Source organism: Martelella mediterranea DSM 17316 (genome assembly GCF_002043005.1).
Lineage (GTDB): Bacteria > Pseudomonadota > Alphaproteobacteria > Rhizobiales > Rhizobiaceae > Martelella > Martelella mediterranea.
The window spans coordinates 4,095,879-4,117,956 of sequence record NZ_CP020330.1; the positions used below are offsets into that span (position 1 = coordinate 4,095,879).

At 62.4% G+C, this 22,078-nt stretch carries 21 protein-coding genes and 1 tRNA gene; 12 read left to right on the top strand and 10 right to left on the bottom strand.

Going from position 1 to position 22,078, the window contains the following annotated elements; translation table 11 throughout:
• Window positions 1-110 precede the first annotated feature (110 nt).
• A complete protein-coding gene (secA, locus tag Mame_RS19100) occupies window positions 111-2,885 on the bottom strand; it encodes a preprotein translocase subunit SecA (RefSeq protein ID WP_026173584.1) in 2,775 nt (924 codons plus the stop codon).
• Between the two features lie 335 nt (window positions 2,886-3,220).
• On the opposite strand from secA, the gene Mame_RS19105 reads away from it, so the two are divergent.
• The 4 genes from Mame_RS19105 (at window position 3,221) to mutT (ending at window position 6,674) form a co-directional block, all read left to right on the top strand.
• Window positions 3,221-4,084 carry a peptidylprolyl isomerase gene (locus tag Mame_RS19105; protein ID WP_018065446.1) on the top strand — a complete coding sequence of 288 codons (864 nt, stop codon included), beginning with the start codon at window positions 3,221-3,223 and terminating at the stop codon, window positions 4,082-4,084.
• A 78-nt stretch (window positions 4,085-4,162) separates the two neighbouring features.
• The gene (gene argJ / locus Mame_RS19110) at window positions 4,163-5,398 is read left to right on the top strand and encodes a bifunctional glutamate N-acetyltransferase/amino-acid acetyltransferase ArgJ (RefSeq protein ID WP_026173585.1); all 1,236 of its coding nucleotides are present in this window, start codon (window positions 4,163-4,165) and stop codon (window positions 5,396-5,398) included.
• Between the two features lie 113 nt (window positions 5,399-5,511).
• The gene (locus tag Mame_RS19115; RefSeq protein ID WP_018065448.1) at window positions 5,512-6,264 is read left to right on the top strand and encodes a GNAT family N-acetyltransferase; all 753 of its coding nucleotides are present in this window, start codon (window positions 5,512-5,514) and stop codon (window positions 6,262-6,264) included.
• Complete coding sequence (mutT, locus tag Mame_RS19120; protein ID WP_018065449.1) at window positions 6,261-6,674, top strand: 8-oxo-dGTP diphosphatase MutT; 414 nt, start codon at window positions 6,261-6,263, stop codon at window positions 6,672-6,674. Before Mame_RS19115 ends, mutT begins: the two co-directional genes overlap by 4 nt.
• A gap of 222 nt (window positions 6,675-6,896) precedes the next feature.
• Here the strand turns inward: mutT and Mame_RS19125 are convergent, their stop codons facing one another.
• Window positions 6,897-7,781: a methyltransferase domain-containing protein gene (locus Mame_RS19125; protein WP_018065450.1), complete on the bottom strand. Its 885-nt coding sequence runs from the start codon at window positions 7,779-7,781 to the stop codon at window positions 6,897-6,899.
• A gap of 65 nt (window positions 7,782-7,846) precedes the next feature.
• On the opposite strand from Mame_RS19125, the gene Mame_RS19130 reads away from it, so the two are divergent.
• Genes Mame_RS19130 through Mame_RS19145 form a run of 4 tightly spaced genes read left to right on the top strand, consistent with a single transcriptional unit; the run spans window position 7,847 to window position 10,232 of the window.
• A complete protein-coding gene (locus Mame_RS19130) occupies window positions 7,847-8,632 on the top strand; it encodes a ComF family protein (RefSeq protein ID WP_018065451.1) in 786 nt (261 codons plus the stop codon).
• A gap of 50 nt (window positions 8,633-8,682) precedes the next feature.
• On the top strand, window positions 8,683-8,940 hold the full coding sequence (grxC, locus tag Mame_RS19135; RefSeq protein ID WP_018065452.1) for a glutaredoxin 3: 258 nt from the start codon (window positions 8,683-8,685) through the stop codon (window positions 8,938-8,940).
• A gap of 9 nt (window positions 8,941-8,949) precedes the next feature.
• Window positions 8,950-9,798, top strand: coding sequence for a carbon-nitrogen hydrolase family protein (locus tag Mame_RS19140; protein ID WP_018065453.1), 849 nt, complete (start codon window positions 8,950-8,952; stop codon window positions 9,796-9,798).
• 5 nt (window positions 9,799-9,803) lie between these two features.
• The gene (locus tag Mame_RS19145) at window positions 9,804-10,232 is read left to right on the top strand and encodes a DUF1178 family protein (RefSeq protein ID WP_018065454.1); all 429 of its coding nucleotides are present in this window, start codon (window positions 9,804-9,806) and stop codon (window positions 10,230-10,232) included.
• Between the two features lie 30 nt (window positions 10,233-10,262).
• Here Mame_RS19145 and Mame_RS19150 read toward each other — a convergent pair.
• A tRNA-Ala gene (locus Mame_RS19150) sits at window positions 10,263-10,338 on the bottom strand.
• A gap of 495 nt (window positions 10,339-10,833) precedes the next feature.
• On the opposite strand from Mame_RS19150, the gene Mame_RS19155 reads away from it, so the two are divergent.
• Entirely contained in the window at window positions 10,834-11,886 is a 1,053-nt protein-coding gene (locus tag Mame_RS19155) for a porin (protein ID WP_018065455.1), read from the top strand.
• Between the two features lie 184 nt (window positions 11,887-12,070).
• Here the strand turns inward: Mame_RS19155 and Mame_RS19160 are convergent, their stop codons facing one another.
• Window positions 12,071-12,496 carry an organic hydroperoxide resistance protein gene (locus Mame_RS19160; protein WP_155122243.1) on the bottom strand — a complete coding sequence of 142 codons (426 nt, stop codon included), beginning with the start codon at window positions 12,494-12,496 and terminating at the stop codon, window positions 12,071-12,073.
• 167 nt (window positions 12,497-12,663) lie between these two features.
• On the opposite strand from Mame_RS19160, the gene Mame_RS19165 reads away from it, so the two are divergent.
• The gene (locus tag Mame_RS19165; protein WP_018065457.1) at window positions 12,664-13,125 is read left to right on the top strand and encodes a MarR family winged helix-turn-helix transcriptional regulator; all 462 of its coding nucleotides are present in this window, start codon (window positions 12,664-12,666) and stop codon (window positions 13,123-13,125) included.
• Window positions 13,126-13,127: 2 nt separating this feature from the next.
• Here Mame_RS19165 and Mame_RS19170 read toward each other — a convergent pair whose 3' ends face one another.
• Genes Mame_RS19170 through Mame_RS19180 form a run of 3 tightly spaced genes read right to left on the bottom strand, consistent with a single transcriptional unit; the run spans window position 13,128 to window position 15,699 of the window.
• A complete protein-coding gene (locus Mame_RS19170) occupies window positions 13,128-14,126 on the bottom strand; it encodes an asparaginase (protein ID WP_018065458.1) in 999 nt (332 codons plus the stop codon).
• A gap of 11 nt (window positions 14,127-14,137) precedes the next feature.
• Window positions 14,138-15,136, bottom strand: a complete 999-nt coding sequence (locus Mame_RS19175; RefSeq protein WP_018065459.1) for an NAD(P)H-quinone oxidoreductase — start codon at window positions 15,134-15,136, stop codon at window positions 14,138-14,140.
• Window positions 15,136-15,699, bottom strand: coding sequence for an HdeD family acid-resistance protein (locus Mame_RS19180; RefSeq protein ID WP_018065460.1), 564 nt, complete (start codon window positions 15,697-15,699; stop codon window positions 15,136-15,138). The genes Mame_RS19175 and Mame_RS19180 overlap by 1 nt, the downstream gene beginning before the upstream one ends.
• A gap of 355 nt (window positions 15,700-16,054) precedes the next feature.
• Here Mame_RS19180 and Mame_RS19185 point away from each other — a divergent pair, with 355 nt between their 5' ends.
• On the top strand, window positions 16,055-17,467 hold the full coding sequence (locus Mame_RS19185) for a chloride channel protein (protein ID WP_018065461.1): 1,413 nt from the start codon (window positions 16,055-16,057) through the stop codon (window positions 17,465-17,467).
• Window positions 17,468-17,624: 157 nt separating this feature from the next.
• The gene (locus tag Mame_RS19190) at window positions 17,625-18,341 is read left to right on the top strand and encodes a phosphoadenylyl-sulfate reductase (protein ID WP_026173587.1); all 717 of its coding nucleotides are present in this window, start codon (window positions 17,625-17,627) and stop codon (window positions 18,339-18,341) included.
• 21 nt (window positions 18,342-18,362) lie between these two features.
• Here Mame_RS19190 and Mame_RS19195 read toward each other — a convergent pair whose 3' ends face one another.
• The 3 genes from Mame_RS19195 to Mame_RS19205 form a co-directional block, all read right to left on the bottom strand.
• Entirely contained in the window at window positions 18,363-19,349 is a 987-nt protein-coding gene (locus tag Mame_RS19195) for a LacI family DNA-binding transcriptional regulator (protein WP_018065463.1), read from the bottom strand.
• Window positions 19,350-19,538: 189 nt separating this feature from the next.
• Window positions 19,539-20,759 (bottom strand): NAD(P)/FAD-dependent oxidoreductase, encoded by a 1,221-nt coding sequence (locus Mame_RS19200; RefSeq protein ID WP_018065464.1) that lies wholly within the window; start codon window positions 20,757-20,759, stop codon window positions 19,539-19,541.
• Between the two features lie 133 nt (window positions 20,760-20,892).
• Window positions 20,893-21,999, bottom strand: coding sequence for a TRAP transporter substrate-binding protein (locus tag Mame_RS19205; protein ID WP_018065465.1), 1,107 nt, complete (start codon window positions 21,997-21,999; stop codon window positions 20,893-20,895).
• Window positions 22,000-22,078 lie beyond the last annotated feature (79 nt).

A 22,078-nucleotide genomic window follows, 5' to 3' on the forward strand; every position in this document is an offset into this window, starting at 1 on the left:
TGTTCGTCTTGATCGTCATGCTGGTTTTGTAGCGCAACCCAAAAGCGCTGGCAAGCGTGGATTGGGCGGCCGGGGTCCGCGCCGCCCATCCGCAAGATGCCGCCGCGCGCTCAGGCGAACAGCTGGCCATGGCAATGCTTGAACTTCTTGCCGGAGCCGCACGGGCACGGCTCGTTGCGGCCGGTGTTTTTCCACTCTTCCGGCATGGTGGCGGCGTCGCCGGAAGCGACCTGCTCGCCGGCCATCTCGTCCTCGCCCGTTGCCGGATCGATGTGGCTGGCGCGCACCTGCGCCGGGTTGATTTCCGGGCGCGGCGGCGGAGCCTCGCGCACGAGCTGGACGCGGGACAGCTGCGAGACCGCGACCTCGCGCATATTGCCGAGCAGCGCCTGGAACAGTTCGAACGCCTCGGCCTTGTATTCCTGCAGCGGGTCGCGCTGGGCATAGCCGCGGAAGCCGATGACCGAGCGCAGGTGATCGAGGTTCACGATATGCTCGCGCCAGAGATGATCCAGCGCCTGCATCGTCACCTGCCGCTCGACATATTTCAGCACGTCGGGGCCGAACTGCTCGGCCTGCTTGGCGCGGTTTTCCTCGATCTGCTTGGCCGCCTCGTTGATGCGCTCCTCGATTTCAGGCTCGGCAATGCCGTCTTCCTCTGCCCATTTCTCGATCGGCAGGTCGAGATTGAGAATGCGCAGGCAATCTTCCTTGAGGCCGGCGACGTCCCACTGCTCTGCATAGGCGCGTTCGGGAATGCGGGCCTTGACGGCCTTTTCGACCACGTCCTCGCGCATTTCCCTGACGATTTCGGAAATGTCCTCCGAATCCATCAGTTCCTTGCGCTGGTCGAACACGACCTTGCGCTGATCGTTGATGACGTCATCGTATTTCAGCAGGTTCTTGCGGATGTCGAAGTTGCGGGCCTCGACCTTCTTCTGCGCGCGCTCCAGCGCCTTGTTGATCCACGGATGGACGATCGCCTCGCCTTCCTTCAGGCCAAGCTTGGTGAGCATGCTCTCCATGCGGTCGGAACCGAAGATGCGCATCAGGTCGTCCTGAAGCGACAGGTAGAATTTGGAACGGCCCGGGTCGCCTTGACGGCCGGAACGACCGCGCAGCTGGTTGTCGATGCGACGGCTCTCATGGCGTTCTGTGGCAATCACGTAAAGACCGCCGGCCGCCAGCGCCTCGGCCTTCAGCCGGGCGACGTCCTCGCGGATCGCCTGCTCCTTCGCGTCGCGTTCGGGACCCGGCGGGGTAAACTTGCGGGCGACTTCCACCCGCTCGCCCTGCTCATTGGTCACGATATCGGTGCCCGGCTCGGTATCGCCAAGCTCGGCCTCGATGCGCATTTCCAGATTGCCGCCGAGCTGGATGTCGGTACCGCGACCGGCCATATTGGTGGCGATCGTCAGCGCGCCCGGCACGCCGGCCTGCGAAATGATGAAGGCTTCCTGCTCGTGGTAGCGCGCATTGAGCACGCTGAAATCGGTAATGCCGTCCTTCTTGAGAGCGGCGGCGAGAAGCTCGGATTTCTCGATCGAGGTGGTGCCCACCAGAACCGGCTGGCCCTTGGCCTTGGCCTCCTTGATCTCCTCGACGATCGCAAGATACTTCTCCTGCACCGTCAGGTAGACCTCGTCGTCTTCGTCGATACGCGCGATCGGCATATTGGTCGGCACCTCGACCACGTCGAGACCGTAGATATTGGCGAACTCCTCCGCTTCCGTCGCCGCCGTGCCGGTCATGCCGGCGAGCTTGTCGTACATGCGGAAATAGTTCTGGAAGGTGATCGAGGCGAGCGTCTGGTTTTCCGGCTGGATCTTGACGTTCTCCTTGGCCTCGAGCGCCTGGTGCTGGCCATCGGAATAACGCCGGCCCGGCATCATGCGTCCGGTGAATTCGTCGATGATCACGACCTCGCCGTCACGGACGATGTAATCCTTGTCGCGCGAAAACAGCTTGTGGGCCTTCAGCGCGTTGTTGAGGTGATGGACGATGGCAACGTTCTCGATATCGTAGAGCGAGGCGCCCTTCATCATGCCGTTTTCGGTCAACAGCTTTTCGAGCTTTTCCATGCCGTCTTCGGAGAAATTGGCCGAGCGCTGCTTTTCATCGAGCTCGTAATCGCCCTCTTCCAGCATCGGGATGATCTTGTCGATCGACACGTAAAGATCGGAGCGGTCGTCGAGCGGGCCGGAGATGATCAGCGGCGTGCGCGCCTCGTCGACCAGGATCGAGTCCACTTCGTCGACGATCGCGTAATTGTGGCCGCGCTGCACCATTTCGGCGCGCTGCATCTTCATGTTGTCGCGAAGATAATCGAAGCCGAGTTCGTTGTTGGTGGCGTAGGTGATGTCGGCGGTATAGGCCTCTTTACGCTGGCGGTCGTCGAGCCCGTGATGGATCACGCCGGTGGTCATGCCGAGAAAGCCGTAGAGCTTGCCCATGTGCTCGCTGTCGCGCCGGGCGAGATAATCATTGACGGTGACGACGTGAACGCCCTTGCCGGCAAGGGCGTTGAGATAGACCGGCAGGGTCGCCACCAGGGTCTTGCCTTCGCCGGTCTTCATTTCGGCGATCGCATTTTCATGCAGGATCATGCCGCCGATAAGCTGGACGTCGAAGGGCCTGAGGCCGAGAACCCGCTTGGAGGCTTCGCGGACCACGGCGAAGGCCTCGACAAGAATGTCGTCGAGCGTCTTGCCGTCTTCGAGCTTTTTCTTGAATTCGTCGGTCTTGGCTTTCAGCGCCTCATCCGAAAGCGCCGAAATCTGCTCTTCCATCGCATTGATCGCGACGACGCGGGGTCTGTAGGCACGGACGCGGCGCTCGTTGGCCGAACCGAACAATTTGCGGGCTACGCCACCGAGTGAGACCATTTCAATAGCTCTTTCCGAAAGTTGTCATATTTAAACTCTACGTAGCGCCCTGTTCGCATCCATTGCGCGCCCGGACGTCTATCGACGCTGGCTTGGCAGACAGATAAGAGGGGGGGCACGCCATGTCAACGTCGAAGGCCGCGCGGCAATGACCGCAAACGGGAGGAAAACCGGTCCGCGTTCAGCTTCTCTTCAGATTAAAAAGCGGAAAGGTTGCAACGTAATACGCCGTTTTGCGTTGACGGACAGAGATGCGACGACCACATTCCCGCACAATCATCGGCGCATCCCGACGGGCCGCTACGATTACGTTCAAACAATGAAAAGGTGAACTTATGCAGAAAAGAACCCTGGCAGCCGCAGTGCTGCTCGCAACGACCGTCAGCTTTGCCGCGCCGGTGTTCGCGCAGGACACCGATGCCGGCCAGACCGTGGTCGCGACCGTCGACGGCACGCCGATCACCGAGGAAGAGCTTCAGAGCACCGTCGATCAGTTCAAGGGCCAATTCGGCCAGATGCCCGAAGAGCAGATGCGCGCGATCGCGCTGTCGAGCCTTGTGGACATGAAGCTGATCGCGGACGCCGCCAAGGAGGAAGGCCTCGACCAGACCGATGCGTTCAAGACCCGCATGGAGCAGTTGCAGCAGCAGGAACTCTATAACGCCTATTTCGACCAGGTGATCAATTCCCAGATCACCGACGAGATGCTGAAGGCGCGCTATGACGAGGAGATCGCCAAGGCGCCGAAGCAGGAAGAAGTCCATGCCCGCCATATCCTCGTCGAGAGCGAGGATGAGGCCAAGGAAATCATCAAGGAACTCGACAACGGCGCTGATTTCGCGGAGCTCGCCAAGGAGCACTCCACTGGCCCGAGCGGTCCCGATGGCGGCGATCTCGGCTACTTCGCCAAGGGCCAGATGGTTCCGCCGTTCGAGGAAGCGGCCTTTGCGCTGGAACCGGGCAAATACACCGAAACCCCGGTCAAGACCGATTTCGGCTATCACGTCATCGAAGTCGAGGACAAGCGCGAGAAGGCGCCGGTTCCCTTCGAACAGATCAAGCCGCAGCTTCAGCAGCTCGTCGCCGGCGAGAAATACAATGAAGCCGTCAACGCGCTGAAGAAGGGCGATACCGTCGTTATCGAAGATAAGGACTTGCAAGACAGCTACGACGCCGTCAATAAAATGCAGCAGCAATAACCAGTTTCCGGCCCGCCATTGCGGGCCGGTTTCTTATCCGGCCGCGGCGGTCTCCGCCCGGCCCAAGAGAGGGTCATCATGTCGACTGCCGTATCTCCGCTCGCGCCCAAATCCCTTACCCCCATGCCCGTTATCGATGGCGTGCGCCTGGCAACCGCCAGCGCCGGGATCAAGTACAAGGGCCGCACCGATGTGATGATGATGATCTTCGATGAACCCGCCGCCGTTGCCGGCGTGTTCACCCGCTCGCGCTGCCCCTCCGCCCCGGTCGATTTCTGCCGCGCCAATCTGTCGAACGGCACGGCGAAGGTGCTGGTGGTCAATTCCGGCAATGCCAACGCCTTTACCGGCAAGAAGGGCAAGGAGGCGACCACGCTGACAGCGGAAACCGCCGCCGCGGCGGCCGGCTGCGGCACGGGCGACGTCTACCTCGCCTCCACCGGCGTGATCGGCGAGCCGCTCGATGCCTCCAAATTCGCCGGCGTTCTGGCCGACATGGCCGGACAGGCGAAGCCGGATTTCTGGCAGGACGCGGCAAAAGCGATCATGACCACCGACACCTATCCGAAAGTCGCGACCCGCGGCGCCACGATCGACGGCGTTTCCGTGACGTTGAACGGCATGGCCAAGGGCGCCGGCATGATCGCGCCCGACATGGCGACCATGCTCTCCTTCATCGCCACCGACGCGGCGATTGCCGCCCCCGCCCTGCAGGCCATGCTTTCCGAAGGCGTCGGCGAAAGCTTCAACGCGATCACCATCGACAGCGACACCTCGACCTCCGACACCGTGCTGGTGTTCGCCACCGGCAAGGCCCCGGGGCAGGACCGCGTCACCGAACCCGACGATCCCCGCCTCGATGACTTCCGCGCCGCGCTGCACGCGCTGATGAAAGATCTCGCGCTCCAGATCGTGCGCGATGGCGAGGGCGCGCGCAAGATGGTGACCGTCAACGTCACCGGCGCGGAGAGCGACCGCGCCGCCTTCGAGATCGCGCGTTCGATCGCCAACTCGCCGCTGGTCAAGACCGCCGTTGCCGGCGAGGACGCCAATTGGGGCCGCGTGGTCATGGCCGTCGGCAAGGCCGGCGAGAAGGCCGACCGCGACCGGCTTGCGATCTGGTTCGGCGATATCCGCGTCGCCTTTCAGGGCGAGCGCGATCCGGACTATTCGGAAGAACACGCCTCCGCCGTGATGCGGCAGGACGAGATCACGATCCGCGCCGATCTCGGCATCGGGGACGGTCAGGCAACCGTCTATACCTGCGACCTGACCAAGGAATATGTGGCGATCAACGGCGATTACCGCAGCTAAGGGAGCGTTGCCGCAGGGCAACACAGATCGGCTGACAAGAGGCTTTTGTGTTTACAGCCCGGCCCTCCGTCATTACATCCACCGCAACGGATCGTCACTGAATCGGAATCGTCTTGAACGTTGATCTTCCGCTTGTCCGCAGACTGGAAGCCATGGGCCTGCGCGCCTGGCCGGCGAAAAACGTGCTCTATGACGGTGCGTGGCAGCTTCGGGTCACGGCGGGACACCCGTCGAAACGGCTCAACAGCCTGGCCGTGCTGGACCGGTCCGATATCGCCGACATGGAAATCCGGCTGGAGAAGGCCAGGCGCCATTATGCGGCCTTCGGCCGCCCGCTGCTGATCCGCGAAACCCCGCTGACGCCGCCGGAGATCGGCGAATATCTCGCCGCCGAAGGCGCGGAAGCCTTCGACGAGAGCTTGGTGATGACCCTCGATCTCAATGGATTTCAGGCCGCCGACGCCATCGAACTTCTGCCGAGCCAGGACGTCGGGCGGTTCGTCGACGCCGCGCTCGCGATCAACCCGGTTGAGGGTCTGACCAAGGCCGGGCTTGCCGAGGTGGTGACCGCCATCAAGCCTGCCCACGGCCTGTTCATCCGCGAGGACGACAAGCCCTATGCGGTTGGCCTTGCGGTGCATGATTTCGACATGGCCGGCATCGAGGCCTTCGCCGTTTCAGAGGACGCCCGCAGACAGGGCCATGGCCGCAAGCTCGCCGCCGCCATGCTGCGCTGGGCCAAGGGCCGCGGCGCGCGCATGGCCTGGCTTCAGGTAACGGCGACAAACGCGGCCGCAATCGCACTTTACAAGAGCCTCGGATTTGCCGAGGCCTATCGCTACCGGTACTGGCGGGAACAACAATGACGGATGGATCGAAAAGACTGCTTCTGGTCGCCGCCTGCGCGCTGATCGACACCGACGGACGGATATTGTTGGCGCAGCGCCCGGAGGGAAAGACGCTTGCCGGGCTCTGGGAGTTTCCCGGCGGCAAGGTCGAACAGGGCGAAACGCCCGAAGCCTGCCTGATCCGCGAAATGGAAGAGGAACTCGGCATCACCACCAAGGTCGCCTGCCTCGCGCCGCTGACCTTCGCCAGCCACACCTATGACGATTTCCACCTGCTGATGCCGCTCTTTGTCTGCCGCCGCTACCAGGGCATTCCCGAAGGCCAGGAAGGACAGGCGATCAAATGGGTGCGCGCCAAGGACCTGCGCGATTACCCGATGCCCCCCGCCGACGAACCGCTGATCCCGATCCTGCAGGATTTGCTTTGATCGGCGCGTGCTTGGTACTTGTCGCGGCATATCACTTAAACCACCGACCTATCGCCCCATTCGGCGTCTTCCTCGGCCTTGTGCCGAGGATCTAAGCACGCCTCCCCACGAGCGGAGCGGGCGGACAAGCGCGCGGCCCGACCAACCTACAAGCTCCTCTCGCGTCAAAGGTGATTGGATCCTCGGGTCAAGCCCGAGGATGACGCCGAGTGAGAGGCGGCTTCACCGCTTCAGCTTGATCTCTTCGGTATTCAGCGCATCGGCAAGCCGCGCCTTGGCGGAACCCGGCTTCAACGGTTTCTGCTGGCTTTCATGCGGGCTCCAGCCGGAGACGTAGATCACCGAGAAGCTGGCGCGGATTCGGCCGTCGGGATCGCTGTATCGTTCGGCGTAGAGTTCGGCGGCGCGCAGGAAGAACCGGCGGCTGACCGGTTTGTTGGACCGCCCCAGAAGCGGATTGACCATGCCCATCGCCCTGAGATCCGCCATCAGCGAGAACAGCGTGTCGTAGCGCACCGTATAGGTTTCCTGGTCGACCACCGGCAGGGTGAAGCCGGCGCGCTGGAGCAGGCCGCCGATATCGCGGACATCGGCAAACGGGATCACCCGCGGGCTCGCGCCGCCATAAAGCTCGATTTCAGCCGCCAGCAGACAGTCGCGCAGTTCGGCAAGCGTGCCGCTGCCCGGAATGGCCGCCAGGAACAGGCCATCGGGTTTCAAAGCCCGGCGGATTTGGATGAAATAGCCGGGCAGGTCATTGATCAGATGGGCGGCAAGCGGCGAGAGCACGAGGTTCAGCGACTGGTCGTCCAGCCCCGGCAATTCGAGCGGCGCAAGCGAAAGCTCCTCCCCCTCGCCCGCAAATTCCGCATCGGTCTCGATCCGCACGATCTCGCCGACCTTGCCGGTCGCCTGAGCGGCATTGGCCACCACGCCGGTGACACCGTGCAGTTCCACCGCCTTGTCGAAACGACGTTCGACCACGGCCAGCCGGTCCGCCAGTTCCTCGGCCACGATATTGAGCAGGAAATCCGCGCCCCTCTGCCCCTTCCGGAAAGCGCGCAGCCGGTTTCTCGCCACGCGTTCGGTATCGAAAACCTGTTCCATGGCTGAATGTCCTTTCCCGCAAATCGGCCTCGAAATGCACCCGGAAACGCGGTACTGTCAAGAACATGGACGCGCCCGAACCCTCGCTTCTGAAAAACCTTGCCGCCCGCTCCGAGGCGATCGCGCTCGGCGCGCTCAACACGCTCGGCAATCTGATCTATCCGCCGGTCTGCGCTGCCTGCGGGCGCAATACCGGTTCACACAGCGCGCTCTGCATGACCTGCTGGAGCGATATCCGCTTCATCGAGAGGCCGTTCTGCGCGGTGCTCGGCACCCCGTTTTCCCATGATCTCGGCGAAGGCATTTTGAGCGCCGAGGCCATCGCCCATCCGCCGGAATTCGACCGGCTTCGCTCGGCGGCGTTTTATTCCGGCACGGTGCGCAATCTGGTCCACGCGCTGAAATATCGCGACAACACCCATCTGGCGGTGATGATGGCGAACTGGATGCTGCGCGCCGAGGACGGCATGGTCAAGGAATGCGACGGGATCACCGCCGTGCCGTTGCATCCGACGCGGATGATGGCGCGCCGCTTCAACCAGTCGGCGGAGCTCGCCCGCCATCTCGCGCGCCTTTCCCGCAAGCCGTTCCTGCCGGGGCTGATCCGGCGCAGGAAGCGCACCATCCAACAGGTGGGCCTGACCAGAACGGCCCGCGAGGACAATGTGCGCGGGGCTTTCGTGCTCGCCCCGCACAGCGAGGATCTGGTGTTCGGCCGGCGCATCCTGCTGGTCGACGACGTTTATACCACCGGGGCCACGGTTTCGGCGGCGGCGCGGCTCTTGAAGCGCAAGGGCGCCGCCGATGTCAGCATTTTGACCTTTGCACGCGTGCTTGATGAAACTATATGAAGGCCAGCCGGTTATACCAGTCAGGCTGAAACAAGGAGGCACGACCGAACATGGCCAATATCGACATCTATACGCGCGATTTCTGTGGTTTCTGCGCCCGCGCCAAGTCGCTGCTGGACAAGAAGGGCGTTGCCTATACCGAATTCAACGCCACCGAGACGCCGGATGTCCGCGCCAAGATGATCGACCGCGCCGGCGGCCGGTCCACCTTTCCGCAAATATTCATCGGCGATCGCCATATCGGCGGCTGCGACGATCTTTACGCTCTGGACGCGGCGGGCCAGCTTGATCCGCTGCTTGCCGCATAGGAAAACACGATGACCCGCTTCAAGGCCGCCGCCCTGCAGATGCGCTCGGGCACCGATCCCGAAAAGAACGCCGAAACGCTTGCCCGCCTGGTGCGCGAGGCCGCCGGCCATGGCGCGACCTATATCCAGACGCCCGAGATGACCGGCGCGGTGCAGAAGAACCGCAAGGGACTGATGGCCGTGCTGAAGCCGGAAGCCGACGATATCATCGTGAAGACGGCAGCCGAGCTCGCCCGCGAGCACGGCATTCACCTTCATATCGGATCGACCGCGATCGCCGTCGACGATGGCATGATCGCCAACCGCGCGCTGCTGTTTGGCCCACAGGGGGATATTCTTGCCCGCTACGACAAGATCCACATGTTCGATGTCGATCTCGACAATGGCGAAAGCTGGCGCGAGAGCGCGGTCTACCGTCCCGGCGAGAAGGCCGTGCTTGCCCGCCTGCCCTTCGCCGCCATCGGCCTCGGCATCTGCTACGATGTGCGCTTCCCCGACCTCTACAACGCCTACGGGCTCGCCGGCGCGGAGGTTCTGACCGCGCCGGCCGCCTTCACGAAGCAGACCGGTCTGGCGCACTGGCATGTGCTGCAGCGCGCCCGCGCCATCGAAAACGGCGCCTACATGATTTCGGCAGCCCAGGCAGGCACCCATGAAGACGGCCGCGAAACCTTCGGCCATTCGATGATCGTCGATCCCTGGGGCAAGATCATCGCCGAGGCCGGAAACGAGGGCGAGGCCGCAATCATCGCCGAGATCGATACCAATGCCGTGACGGCGGCGCGCGGCAAGGTGCCGAACCTGAAGAATATCCGCGCCTTCGCCCTGGAAGAAGCCCGGGCTCTTACGGAAGTCTGAAAGCCGTGATCCATTATTCGCTAAGATGTGACAACGGCCACGATTTCGATGGCTGGTTTGGCGGCAGCGCCGATTTCGACAAGCAGGTCGAAAGCGGTTTCCTGACCTGTCCTGTCTGCAATTCCGCCAAGGTTTCCAAAAGCCTGATGGCCCCGCAGGTCACCACCGCCCGCAAGCAGGAAAGCCGAAAGGCAGCCCTGGTCGACAAGGCCCAACGCGAGGCGATGGACAAGCTGCGCAAGGCCGTCGCCGAAATCCGCGCCAATGCCGAGGATGTCGGCGAACGCTTTCCAGACGAAGCCCGCAAGATCCATTACGGAGAGAGCGAGGAACGCGGCATTATCGGCGAAGCCAATGCCGATGAGGTGCGCGACCTTCTGGAGGAAGGCATCGAGATCATGCCGCTGCCGATCCTGCCGGACGACAAGAACTGAGCGGAAAATTTTCGTAATCGCAGGGGAAATTGGTGGAGCCGAGCGGGATCGAACCGCCGACCTCTGCAGTGCGATTGCAGCGCTCTCCCAGCTGAGCTACGGCCCCATTGACATCAGCGCTGATACTCCAATCCGGGGCGCGGGGCAAGCGTCGTCGAAGCGAATTTCACGGTTGCAAATCCGGTGGGCGCTGAACGGGGCCTTCCGCCTGAGCCGCGCCCCTCCCCGTGGCACGGCGAACGCCTGCTTGCATCCTGGGCGGCCCCGTCCTTGCGATGCGCCACCGCAACCCCGCCCTCCGAAGACGGCGCAAGATGACAGACAAATTACTGTTTTATATATATTTTTTAAAGTTTCCGCTTCCTATCATTATCGCTTGTTAAGCAACCGGCCTCAAGAAGTTGCCCAATCAACACACCCGAGGCGAAACTGGAGCGATTACGCGTCAACCGTGTGAACTCTCCTCGGTCGGCGGTTGCCTTGACAATTCGTAACCGTATAGTGGGGCACGCAATCGCCAATAATCGGTTGATCGAACAACAAAGAGTGCGTCGTGGCGACCTGCATTCACATTACGTCCCAATTGTTGGAGATTCCGTTCATGAAGATCAACGTATTGCTCATCGGCTCCGCTTCGCTGCTGGCGCTTTCCGCCACCGGAGCCCGGGCCGCCGATCCCGTGATGGCGATCGAGCCGGTGACCGCCAATTATGTCGAGGTCTGCGATGCTTTCGGCAAAGGCTATTTCTACATTCCGGGCACCGAAACCTGCCTCAATATCGGCGGATATGTCCGCTTCGAAACCCAGTTCGGCGGCATCCAGACCGGCTCCGCCGATGACAGCGACTGGTCCCCCTACGTTAAGGCCAATCTCCAGATTACCGCCAAGACCGACACCGAGCTTGGCACCCTGACCTCGGTGATGACGCCTGAGTTCTACTATTATTCCAACGGGTCAGGGGACGACTTCAAATTCGACCAGGCCTATATCGACATTGGCGACGCCGTTCAGTTCAGGGCCGGTTACATCAAGGGCTTCTGGAACGAGGACCTGTGGGGCGAACTGGACAATATCGACAATGTCAGCCGCTACAACGCGGTGCGTCTTGGCTATTTCCCGTCGGACGGCTTCCAGATCGCGCTTGAACTCGATGCGCTCACCAAGGACAATAGCGACGACCCGAAGCTCGGCCTGTCTGGCCGCATTGCCTGGGCGCCCTCCGACTCGCGCTATATCAAGCTTGATGTCGCCTATGACACCGACAGCGAAAACTACGCCATCCGCCCATGGGCCGGTATCGGCATCGGTCCGGGCACGTTTGAAATCGCCGGCCTTTATGAAAGCGGCTTCATTTCCTACGCGCCGGACTTCACCGCCGACAACTGGAATGATTCCCCGATCGCCGGCACCTACATGAAATACGCTGTGGCCGCGAACTACTATTTCAATGTCACGGAAAACCTGATCCTCGCACCGCAGACCCAGTACAATGTCGCCAGCAACGACAAGGCCTTCTGGGAAGCGGGCGCCACGGCGGACTGGCAGGTGGTGGACAATTTCCACGTCCGCGCCAACCTCAACTACGCCTTCCTCGATGAGGACTGGAACCAGCAGAACTGGTTCGGCTGGCTGCGTCTGGAACGCGATTTCTGATTTTCGGCGTTGATATGAAACACGAAAGCCGCGGCAGCACGCCGCGGCTTTTTTTCATGCTATAGCAATTCCAGGTGAAGTGGACACCGGTTCACCGTCCGGAATTGCGTAAAAACAAAGAGATAGGGCCTTTCCGCGTTTCCGTGAAATGCGGAAAGGTTCTAGCGCCGACAGTCGTCCCGGCCTATTCCGTAACCGAAACCGGCACTTCGAAGTTGACCCGCAGCGCATGGCTGTAGGGGCAGACGATGTGGGCTGCGTGAACCAGTTCTTCAGCCTCCGCGCGATCCATGCCGGGAATGGCGACGGCGAGCGAAACCTCGATGCCGAAGCCTTCGCCATCATCGCGCGGGCCAACGCCAACGGTTGCCGTCACCCGCGTTTCGGACGGCAGCTTGACCTTTTTCTTGCCAGCGACGTTGAACAAAGCGGAGGTGAAGCAGGCGGAATAGCCGGCGGCGAAAAGCTGCTCCGGATTAGTGCCTTCACCACCCGGGCCGCCCATTTCCTTCGGCGGGGTGAGCTTCACCTCGAACGAGCCATCCTCGGTGCGGGCGGTGCCTTCGCGGCCACCGGTGGAGGTGGCTTTGGTGGTGTAGAATGTCTTGATCATCTTCGTTCTCCTTCGCGCCGATGGCGCATCTGTTCGAACCTGTTGACAGGACGCGCGAGCGACGGGTTCTGTTCCCCGCTCAGCGTCGGCTATTTATATAGTACACAATTTAATTTCCCACAATATAATTTTACAAACTCTTTTTCGCATATTATATTGGGCCCATGGAACACCATGAACATGACGGTCCCGAACCGCTTCTGAACCTCGACAACCAGCTCTGTTTCGCCGTCTATGCGACCGAGCACGCCTTTCAACGCGCCTATAAGCCGCTGCTTGCCGAGCTCGGCCTGACCTATCCGCAATATCTGGCGATGATGGTGCTGTGGGAGGGCAAGCCGCTGACCGTCAACGAGTTGGGGCGACGGCTGGGACTCGATTCCGGCACGCTGTCGCCGCTTTTGAAGCGCCTTGAGGCCGCCGGCTATATCAGGCGCCAGCGCGGGCGTGAGGATGAACGGCGGGTGGACCTTGCCCTGACCGAAAAGGGCCGTGCCGCGCAGGCCAAGGCTCGCAATGTCGCGGCGGCGATCGCGCTGAAGACCGGATGCAGTCTCGATCAGGCGCAGTCGCTGCTTTCCGAGTTGAACGCTTTGCGCAAGCGGCTGCTCGCGCCTGCCGGGTAAGCTTAGTTCGGCAGAACCGCCCGAACCGCGCCGACATCGGTTCCGTTCCAGTTCTTCAGCTTTGTGGCGGCCATGTCCGAAAGCTTGGCCGCAATCGCCGCATCATCGATGAAACGCGCGAGCACGGCGGCCACCATCGCTTCGGCCGCGCGGGTCGTCCCGTCCTCGCATTTGAGCGCGATGCCGAGGCCCTTTTCCGGCAGCGCCGCGCAGAACACGCCCTCGGCGCCGGTCTTGGCGAAGATTTTCCCGGGCGCGAGCGACATCAGTTCGGTGCACGCTCGTTTCGTGCCGGCCACATACCAGGGCTCGGCCATGCAGGCCGACAGGATGCGTCTTCCCGCCTTGGCGCGCGCGGGCGACAGCCCCTCCCCGGTCGCAAGTTTCGCAAAGCCCTGCGCCAGCGCCTTGAGCGGCACCGCATAGGTCGGGATATTGCAGCCGTCGATGCCGCAGAGATCGCGGCCGACCGGCGCGCCGGTGACATCCTCCATCGCCGCGCGGATTTCGGCCTGCAGCGGGTGGTCGTAGCCGGAATAGCCCTTGGGGTCGATGCCCTGATGCACGCAGGCGCAGATGAAGCCCGAATGCTTGCCCGAGCAATTGTTGCAGAGCGCATCCGGCTTTTCGCGGGTGCGGGCCTGATGGATCAGCACCTTCTGCTGGAACGACCAGTGCGCGCCGCATTCGAGATCGTCGACGCCGCGCCCGGCCTTTGCCAGCATCTGCCGGGCAAGCTCGGCATGGCCATCCTCGCCCGAATGGGACGAGGCCGAGAACGCGATCTCCCGGTCGCCGAAGCCGAGCGCGTCCGCCGCCCCGCTTTCGACAAAAGGCAGCGCCTGGATCGCCTTGCAGGCCGAGCGCGGAAACACCGCCGCCTCGATATCGCCCACCGCATAGGCAACCGCGCCCCCGCCATCGACCACGGCGATCATGCCGCGATGCCGGCTTTCAACGACATCGCCGCGGGTGACTTCCACCAGAACCGGGTTGGTCATGCCTCTATCCCTCAATCGAAGCTGAGAACGATCTTGCCGATGTGGTCGCCACCCTCCATGCGACGGTGGGCCTCCACGACATCCTCGAAGGCAAACACCCGGTCGATGACCGGCTTGACCTTGCCCGCAGCAATGAGCGGCCAGACCTTTTCCAGCAATTCGTCGCGGATCTCGCGCTTCTCCGCATCGGTGCGCGGCCGCATGGTCGACCCGGTCACCTTGAGGCGCTTGAGCATGATCGGCATCAGGTTGGCGTTTTCCACCTTGGGGCCGCCGAGAAAGGCGATGATCGAAAGGCAGCCATCCCTGGAAAGCGCCGAAAGATTGCGCTGGAAATAGGCCCCGCCGATCATGTCGAGGATGATATCGACGCCGCCGGACGTCTCCTTGATGACCTCGGAGAAATCCTTCTCGCGGTAATTGATCGCGACATCGGCACCGAGCCGCTCCGCCGCCGCGCATTTTTCGGCCGAGCCCGCGGTGGTGAAGATCGTCGACGCTCCGAAGGCCTTCGCAAGCTGGATCGCCGTCGTGCCGATCCCGCTGGTGCCGCCATGGATCAGGACGCTCTTGCCCTTCTCAAGGCCTGCCATCATGAACAGGTTCGCCCAGACGGTGAAGAAGGTCTCGGGAAGCGCGGCGGCGCTGATATCGTCCATGCCGTCCGGCGCGGGCAGAACCTGACCTTCCGGCAGAATGCAGAATTCGGCATAGCCGCCGCCATTGGCAAGCCCGCAAACCCGATCGCCGACCGCGAACCCGGTCGCGCCTTCGCCAAGCGCGGCCACCGTTCCCGCCACTTCGAGGCCAAGAATGGGGCTCGCGCCGGGCGGCGGGGGGTAATTGCCCTGCCGCTGGGCGACATCCGGGCGGTTGACGCCCGCAGCCGCCACCTTGACCAGCACTTCGCCGGGGCCCGGCGTCGGGCGCGGCCCGGATGCGATCGACATGACGTCAGGCGCGCCGAAACCGCCGAGCGCGACGTGGCGCATGCTGCCGTCGGAAGCCATCACGCTTCCTTGCGCGGCTTCAGCGCAAGCGCGAAGACCACCAGGGAAAAGCCGTAGACCAGGAAGTCCGCAGCCACGAACAGGCCGAGCAGCCACAGGCTGTTCTGCGGGAAGTTCGAAGCGATCAACACTGCGGCGAGGATCAGCACCAGGCCCGAAAAGATAATCCAGCCCCAGCCTTTGACGGGGCGCATCGTCATGCCGAGATAGATGCGGAAGCCGCCGGCGATCGCAAGCGAGATGCCGACCATGATGGTGAACACGCCGGAGGCGAGCATCGGATTGCGCATCACGAAGATGCCCGCCAGCACGTAAAGCAGGCCGGAAATCAGCCAGAAGGCGACATGCCCGGTGCGGCGATTGTAGAAAAGCTGCGACAGGTGGATGACGCCGGCGACGATCAGCATCGCACCGAAAAACACCACCGACGCCACGGTGGCGACCACCAGATTGCCAAGCAGGACGAGGCTCAGAACAATCAGCAACACGCCGAAGGCCAGCACCCATCCCCAGCGTCCCCGCACCTTGTCGGCATTCAGTTCCTGCTGCTCAAGAATCGTCATTGGATATCCCCTTCCAAAGTTACAAATATTGTCGAGACGATAGTGACGAAGGATATGATAAGCAACTGTTCTTCGCTCAGCAGAGCGCCGCACACCGGACGGCTGCCGATCGCGCAATGAGGGCGGGGCGGCGACGCGCCATGTTTACCCGCAATCCGCCGGGCCGGGCAAAGCCCGATCACGCTTCGGACGCGCGGTAACATAAAGTGCGAATGATCAATTCTTTTTGCCGGAAAGAGCCTTGAAATCCTTCAAGGCCAAGAGGATAACGGGTCAGCTTCACCCCGTATCCTGATGCCTTATGCCGCCGGGCCGCGGACTGCCGAAACACTGACATTGCCGCGAAAGCCGAGCCATGCGCCCCTATTACAAGAACGTCAAGATGGTCCGCCGCACACGGGTGATGTGGGGATCATGGCGGATCTGGCAGCCGCGGCTGGTGTTCTGGATCGGCGCGGTGATGATCGGGGTGGTGAGCGTCGGGTTCGCGCGCGCTTCCGACCATGCCTACCACTTGTTCGAGACGATGCGCCAGTCGAGCGCCTGGTCGCCATTTCTGCCGCTGGTGCTCACCCCGCTCGGCTTCATGCTGTGCTCCTATCTGTCGACGCGATGGTTTCCCAACACGCAGGGCTCCGGCATTCCGCAGGCGATTGCCGCGCGCCATCTGCACGACGTCGAAAGCCAGCACAGGCTGCTCAATCTCAGGGTTGCCACCGGCAAGGTGCTGATCACCATTATCGGCCTGTTCTGCGGCGCCTCGATCGGCCGCGAGGGACCGACCGCGCAGGTCGGCGCCTCGATCATGATCCAGACCGCGCGTTGGGGAAAGATGATCCAGACCCGGGGGCTGATCGTCGCGGGTTCGGCCGCCGGCATTTCGGCCGCGTTCAACACGCCGCTTGCCGGCATCGTGTTCGCCATCGAGGAGATGAGCCGCGCCTATGAATCGCGCGCCAACGGGCTGGTGGTCTCCGCCATCATCCTGTCCGGCCTCGCCGCGATCGGGCTTGCCGGCAATTATACCTATTTCGGCCAGGCCTCGGCCATCGCCATCAAGCCGGAGGAGTGGGTCGCTGTGTTCGTCTGCGGCATCGGCGGCGGCTTTCTGGGCGCGCTGTTCTCGCTTTACTCGCTGAAGGCCGCCCGGCGGATCAAGCGCTGGGCGCAGGCGGCGCCAATCAAGCGCATGGCGTTGTTCGCCGGCGCCTGCGGCCTTGCCGTTGCCGTCATCGGCATCGTCTTTGGCGGCGCGACCTTCGGCACGGGCTACGAACAGGCGCGGACCGTGATCGAGGGCGGGTCGATCAGTCCCGTCTTCTTCATCGGCAAGCTGGCCGCCACCTTCCTGTCGATGGCTTCGGGCATTCCGGGCGGCCTGTTCGCGCCGTCGCTGTCGGTGGGCGCGGCCTTCGGCTCCACGATTGCCGATGTGCTCGGCGTCAGCATCGGGCTTGGCGCGATCCTCGGCATGGCGGGCTATTTCGCGGGCGTGGTGCAATCGCCGATGACGGCCTTCGTCATCATTCTGGAAATGACCGACAATCACGACGGCATCATCACGCTGATGGCAACCTCGATGCTGGGCTATATCGCCTCGCGCCTGATCTCGCGCGAACCGCTCTATCACGGTCTCTCGCGCGCCTATCTCGCCGACAGCATCAAGTTCCAGCGCGCCCGCAACCGCGAGGTCGATGAGCAGGACCGCGCCTCGATCGGCGAAATGCGCGAGGAAACCCGCCGCTACGACGAAAAGGGCGGCGTCTGACTACGGAAAAGTGCCGGCTTTCTACGATGCCGGCTCATATGCGAAGCTTTTGTCCAGCCGGCTCGCATTTCGGCAAACAGGTACCTTGCCGGCCTCCATTATAGTCGTCAAACTATGCGAAATTTTTGATAGGCAATTATTTCGAGAGGCAAGTTTTATGACAAACAGCGATACAGTAACTGAATTGGACAAGACACTCGGCGAACTCGACCTGACCGGACGGCTGCGGTTGATCGCTGAAACCGGCCAGCCGGCGATCTTCACCACCAGCCTCGGCATCGAAGACCAGGTGATCACAGAGGCGATCGCGACCGCCGGCCTCGATATCCGGATCATCACGCTCGATACCGGCCGGCTCTTTCCCGAAACAGAGGCACTGATCACCGAGACGGAAACGCGCTACAACATCCGCATCGAGCGTTTCCGCCCCGAGACCGCCGCGGTCGACGACTATGTCAAGAATTATGGCCGCAATGGATTTTACGAAAGCGTCGAAGCCCGCCACGCCTGCTGTCAGGTGAGGAAGCTCGAGCCGCTGGCCCGGGCCCTGGATGGCGCGGCGTACTGGATCACCGGTTTGCGCCGCGGCCAGTCCGGCAACCGCGCGACCACGCCCTATGCCGAGGCGGATGCCGCCCGCGGCCTCACCAAGGTGAACCCGCTTGCCGACTGGAGCCTTGAGGATATCCGCGCCCATGTCGATCGGAACGCCATCCCGATCAATCCGCTCCACGCGCGCGGCTATCCCTCGATCGGCTGTGAGCCCTGCACCCGCGCGATCAAGCCGGGCGAACCGGAGCGCGCCGGTCGGTGGTGGTGGGAAAACGACGCCAAGCGCGAATGCGGCCTGCATGTCGCCAAGGCGGCGAGTTAGAGCCCGAGAAATTCGGGCGCTCTATCGCCGCGTCGACGCGCCCTCGATGATCTCGAAAGGCAGTTCCACCGCCTTCTTGGGGCGCTCGCCCTCGCTCAAGTAGCGCATGATCATCTCGGCGGCCTTGTAGCCCATATCATAGAGGGGCACGTAGACGGAGGTCAGCGGCGACTCCTCCACATCGGCGAAGTCGACGCCGTTATATCCGCAAATGCCGAGATCCTCCGGCACTTTGAGGCCGATCTGCTGCGCGCCGAAATAGACGCCGAGCGCCAGCCGGTCATTATGGCAGAACACCGCGTCGATCTGCGGCAGGCGTTTGCCGAGATCGAAAACGAGCTTCATGCCCTGTTCCAGCGGACTGCTGCCGCTCGCCTCGAAAACATAGTTCGGATCGTAGAGCCCGGCCTCGGCCAGCGCATCCTGATAGCCCTCGAACCGACGGCGCGAACGGATATCCTTGCCGCCGCCCAGAAGGGCGATCCGGCGATAGCCCTTGGAAAGAAGATGCTCGACCGCCGCCTTCGCGGCCGCGCGATTGCGAATGCCGACCCCCATGTCCAGCGGCGTGATGCTGGTGTCCATCATCTGCACGACCGGGCAGCCAAGCTCGGTGATCAACGGCTTGTTGACCGGAAATTCGGCCACGCTTTCGAGGATGATGCCCGCCGGATTCTGCGCGACGAAAAGGTTGATCAGCTTCGCTTCCTCGGCGGCATCAAGGCCGATATTGGCGAACTGCGTGGTGACGTCGCTTGAATGGAACCTGTCCTCGATCCCGTGGGCGGCATGGAAGAAGCCGCTCATTTCCAGGATCGGCGCCAGAACGGCGACCGTTCCACTGTGGCGGCTTGCCAGCGCGCGCGCCGCGAAATTCGGCACATAGCCGATGTCCTCGATGACTTCGAGTATCTGTTCGCGCAGCTTGTCGCTGACCTTGTGCGGCTCTCTGAGCGCACGCGATACCGTGATCGGACTTACGCCAGCAATACGAGCTACGTCACTCAAGGTCGTGCGCGCTCTTGGTCCGCCTCTTACCCGTAAAGACAATGCCCCGTTCCCCTGCTCTATCGCGAACGCATCCCTTTGTTATTGCTAACTGGTTGCATTTCACGAACCACTAAATTTACTTTGCACATGATTTCAGCAAATACAAATACGTTATATGACGAGGTCCCGCCGTTCGCCCTGAAACCATCACTGCGCGGCAAGCGCCTTCAGATCGGTCGCGGGATCGGCGATAACGTCCGGCGAAGGGTTGCCGCCGGCCGCCAGAAGCTTCTTGGCGCAGACATAGGCCCTCGCATCGTTGACGGCATCGACCGCCAGAAGCCTGTCGCCGCGGAAATACCAGACCGAGGCCGCCCCCTCCCGCGCGCCCTGGCGCACCACGGTATGGTCATAACCGCCATTATAGCCTGCAATCTGCAGCTTGACATCATACTGATCGGACCAGAACCAGGGCTCCGGCACGTAAGGCTCGTCCGACCCCGCGATCACGGCGGCCACCGCGTCGCCCTGATCGACGGCGTTGGGAACGGATTCGAGCCGGATGCGGCCGCCATCGAACGGCAGTTCGGTGCAGTCGCCGACGGCGAAGATCGACGGATCCGAAGTCCGTCCGAATTCGTCCACCGTAATCCCGTTTCCGACCGCAAGACCGGCATCCTTCGCCAGTTGATCGTTCGGCGCAACGCCGATGCCGACGACGACCATGTCGACATCCAGCGTGGTGCCATCCGCAAGCACCGCGCGGACGACACGGCGGTTTTCGCCTTCAAGGCGGGTAAGGCCGCAGTTTTCACGGATATGAACGCCATGCGCCAGATGGACGGCGCGCATGATATCGGCGGTTTCGGGCGCCGCCACCCGCTTCAATATCCGGTCCGCCATCTCGATCACGGTGACATCGACATCGAATTTGCGGGCGACCGCCGCGGCCTCGAGCCCGACATAGCCGCCGCCGACAACCAGAAGCCTCGCACCCGGCCGCATCGCCTCGGCAAGCCGATCGGCATCGCGCTTGTCGCGCATCACATAGACGCCGTCGAGATCGCCGCCGATCGCCTTCGGCAACACGCGCGGCGTCGCCCCCGTCGCCAGCACCAGCGTGCCGTATTCGATGGTCGAGCCATCCTGCAGCACCACCTGCCTCGCGTCGCGGTCAATGCGCTCCACGAAGCTTGCCAGCCGCAGGTCGATCGCGTTTTCGCCGTACCAGCTTTCGGGACGAAAAAGCAGCCGGTCGAAACTCATCTCGCCGAGAAGGTATTTCTTGGACAGCGGCGGCCGCTGATAGGGCGGAACCTGCTCCGCGCCGATGATCGTGATGTCCCGTTCGTCCTTCAGCGCCCGCAATTTCGCGGCAACCGCAAACCCGCCCTGGCCACCGCCGACAATTACAATCCGATCCGTCACTGTTCCCAAGACCTTTCTTTTTCGCACTGCGACAAACGACTTACGGCCTCCCGCGCGCAGCGTCAATCGCATGCAAAAAGGCCCGGGATTGCTCCCGGGCCGTTTGGAATTAGGTCTCTGGACCCGGCAATCTTTAGAGATTGCCCTTGCGCTGCTGGACCATCATATACTTGTCGAACGAGAATTCGGCGAGCTGCATCCAGAGATAGGCGTCCTTCTTGAACTCCTGCTGGCTGTCGTAAATGGTCTTGAACCATTCATTCTCTGCGGAAATCTCGGCGAAGGTCTCCTGCGAAGCCGCGTAGCAGGCGTCGAGAATCTCTTCGCTGAACGGTTTCAGCACGGCGCCATCGGCAACGAGCTGGCGCAGCGCCTTCGGATTGCCGGCATCATAGCGGGCCAGCATGTCGAGGTTCACCGCGTCGCAGGCGTCCGTCAGGATCTGCTGGTAGCTTGCCGGCAGCTCGTTGAACTTGTCGAGATTGGAGAAGGCGTGGATGACCGGGCCGCCTTCCCACCATGCCGGGTAGTAGTAGTATTTCGCGACCTTGACGAGGCCGAGCGCCAGATCGTCATAAGGGCCGACGAATTCGCTGGCGTCGATCGTGCCGCGCTCCAGTGCCGAGTAGACGTCGCCGGCGGCGATCTGCTGCGGGGTCACGCCAAGCTTGGCCATGACCTGGCCCGCTAGGCCGGCAATGCGCATCTTCAGGCCCTTCAGGTCCTCGACCGAATTGATCTCCTTGGAGAACCAGCCGCCCATCTGCGCGCCGGTATTGCCGGCCGGATGGCCCCACACGCCCTTTTCGGCGAAGAAGTCGTTGAACAACTCGTTGCCGCCGCCCTGATAGAGCCAGGCATTCTTCAGGCGCGCATTCATGCCGAAGGGCACCGCGGTGCCGAGACCATAGGTCATGTCCTGGCCGATATAGTAGTAGGACGGGGTGTGGCACATCTCGATCGTGCCGTCGCGCACGGCGTCCAGCACCTGCAGCGGGGGAACGATCTCGCCGCCGGCATAGACCTGGATTTCGAAATTGCCGTCGGTCGCCGCGCTGACGCGCTCGGCAATGCCGGTCGCGCCCGAATAGAGAATGTCGAGCGATTTCGGGAAGGCCGACGACAGACGCCAGCTCAGCTTGGGATTTTCCTGGGCGATGGCGGGAGCGGCGAGCGCGGCCGGGGCAAGGGCGCCGGCCGAAGCGACACCCGCCTTCTTGAAGAATGTACGGCGATCCATGGAGGTATTTCCTGCTAGAATTTTCTTGCTTGTCGACGCTCCTGCAAAGCGCACCCGCAGGGCAGCCGATCACTACGGG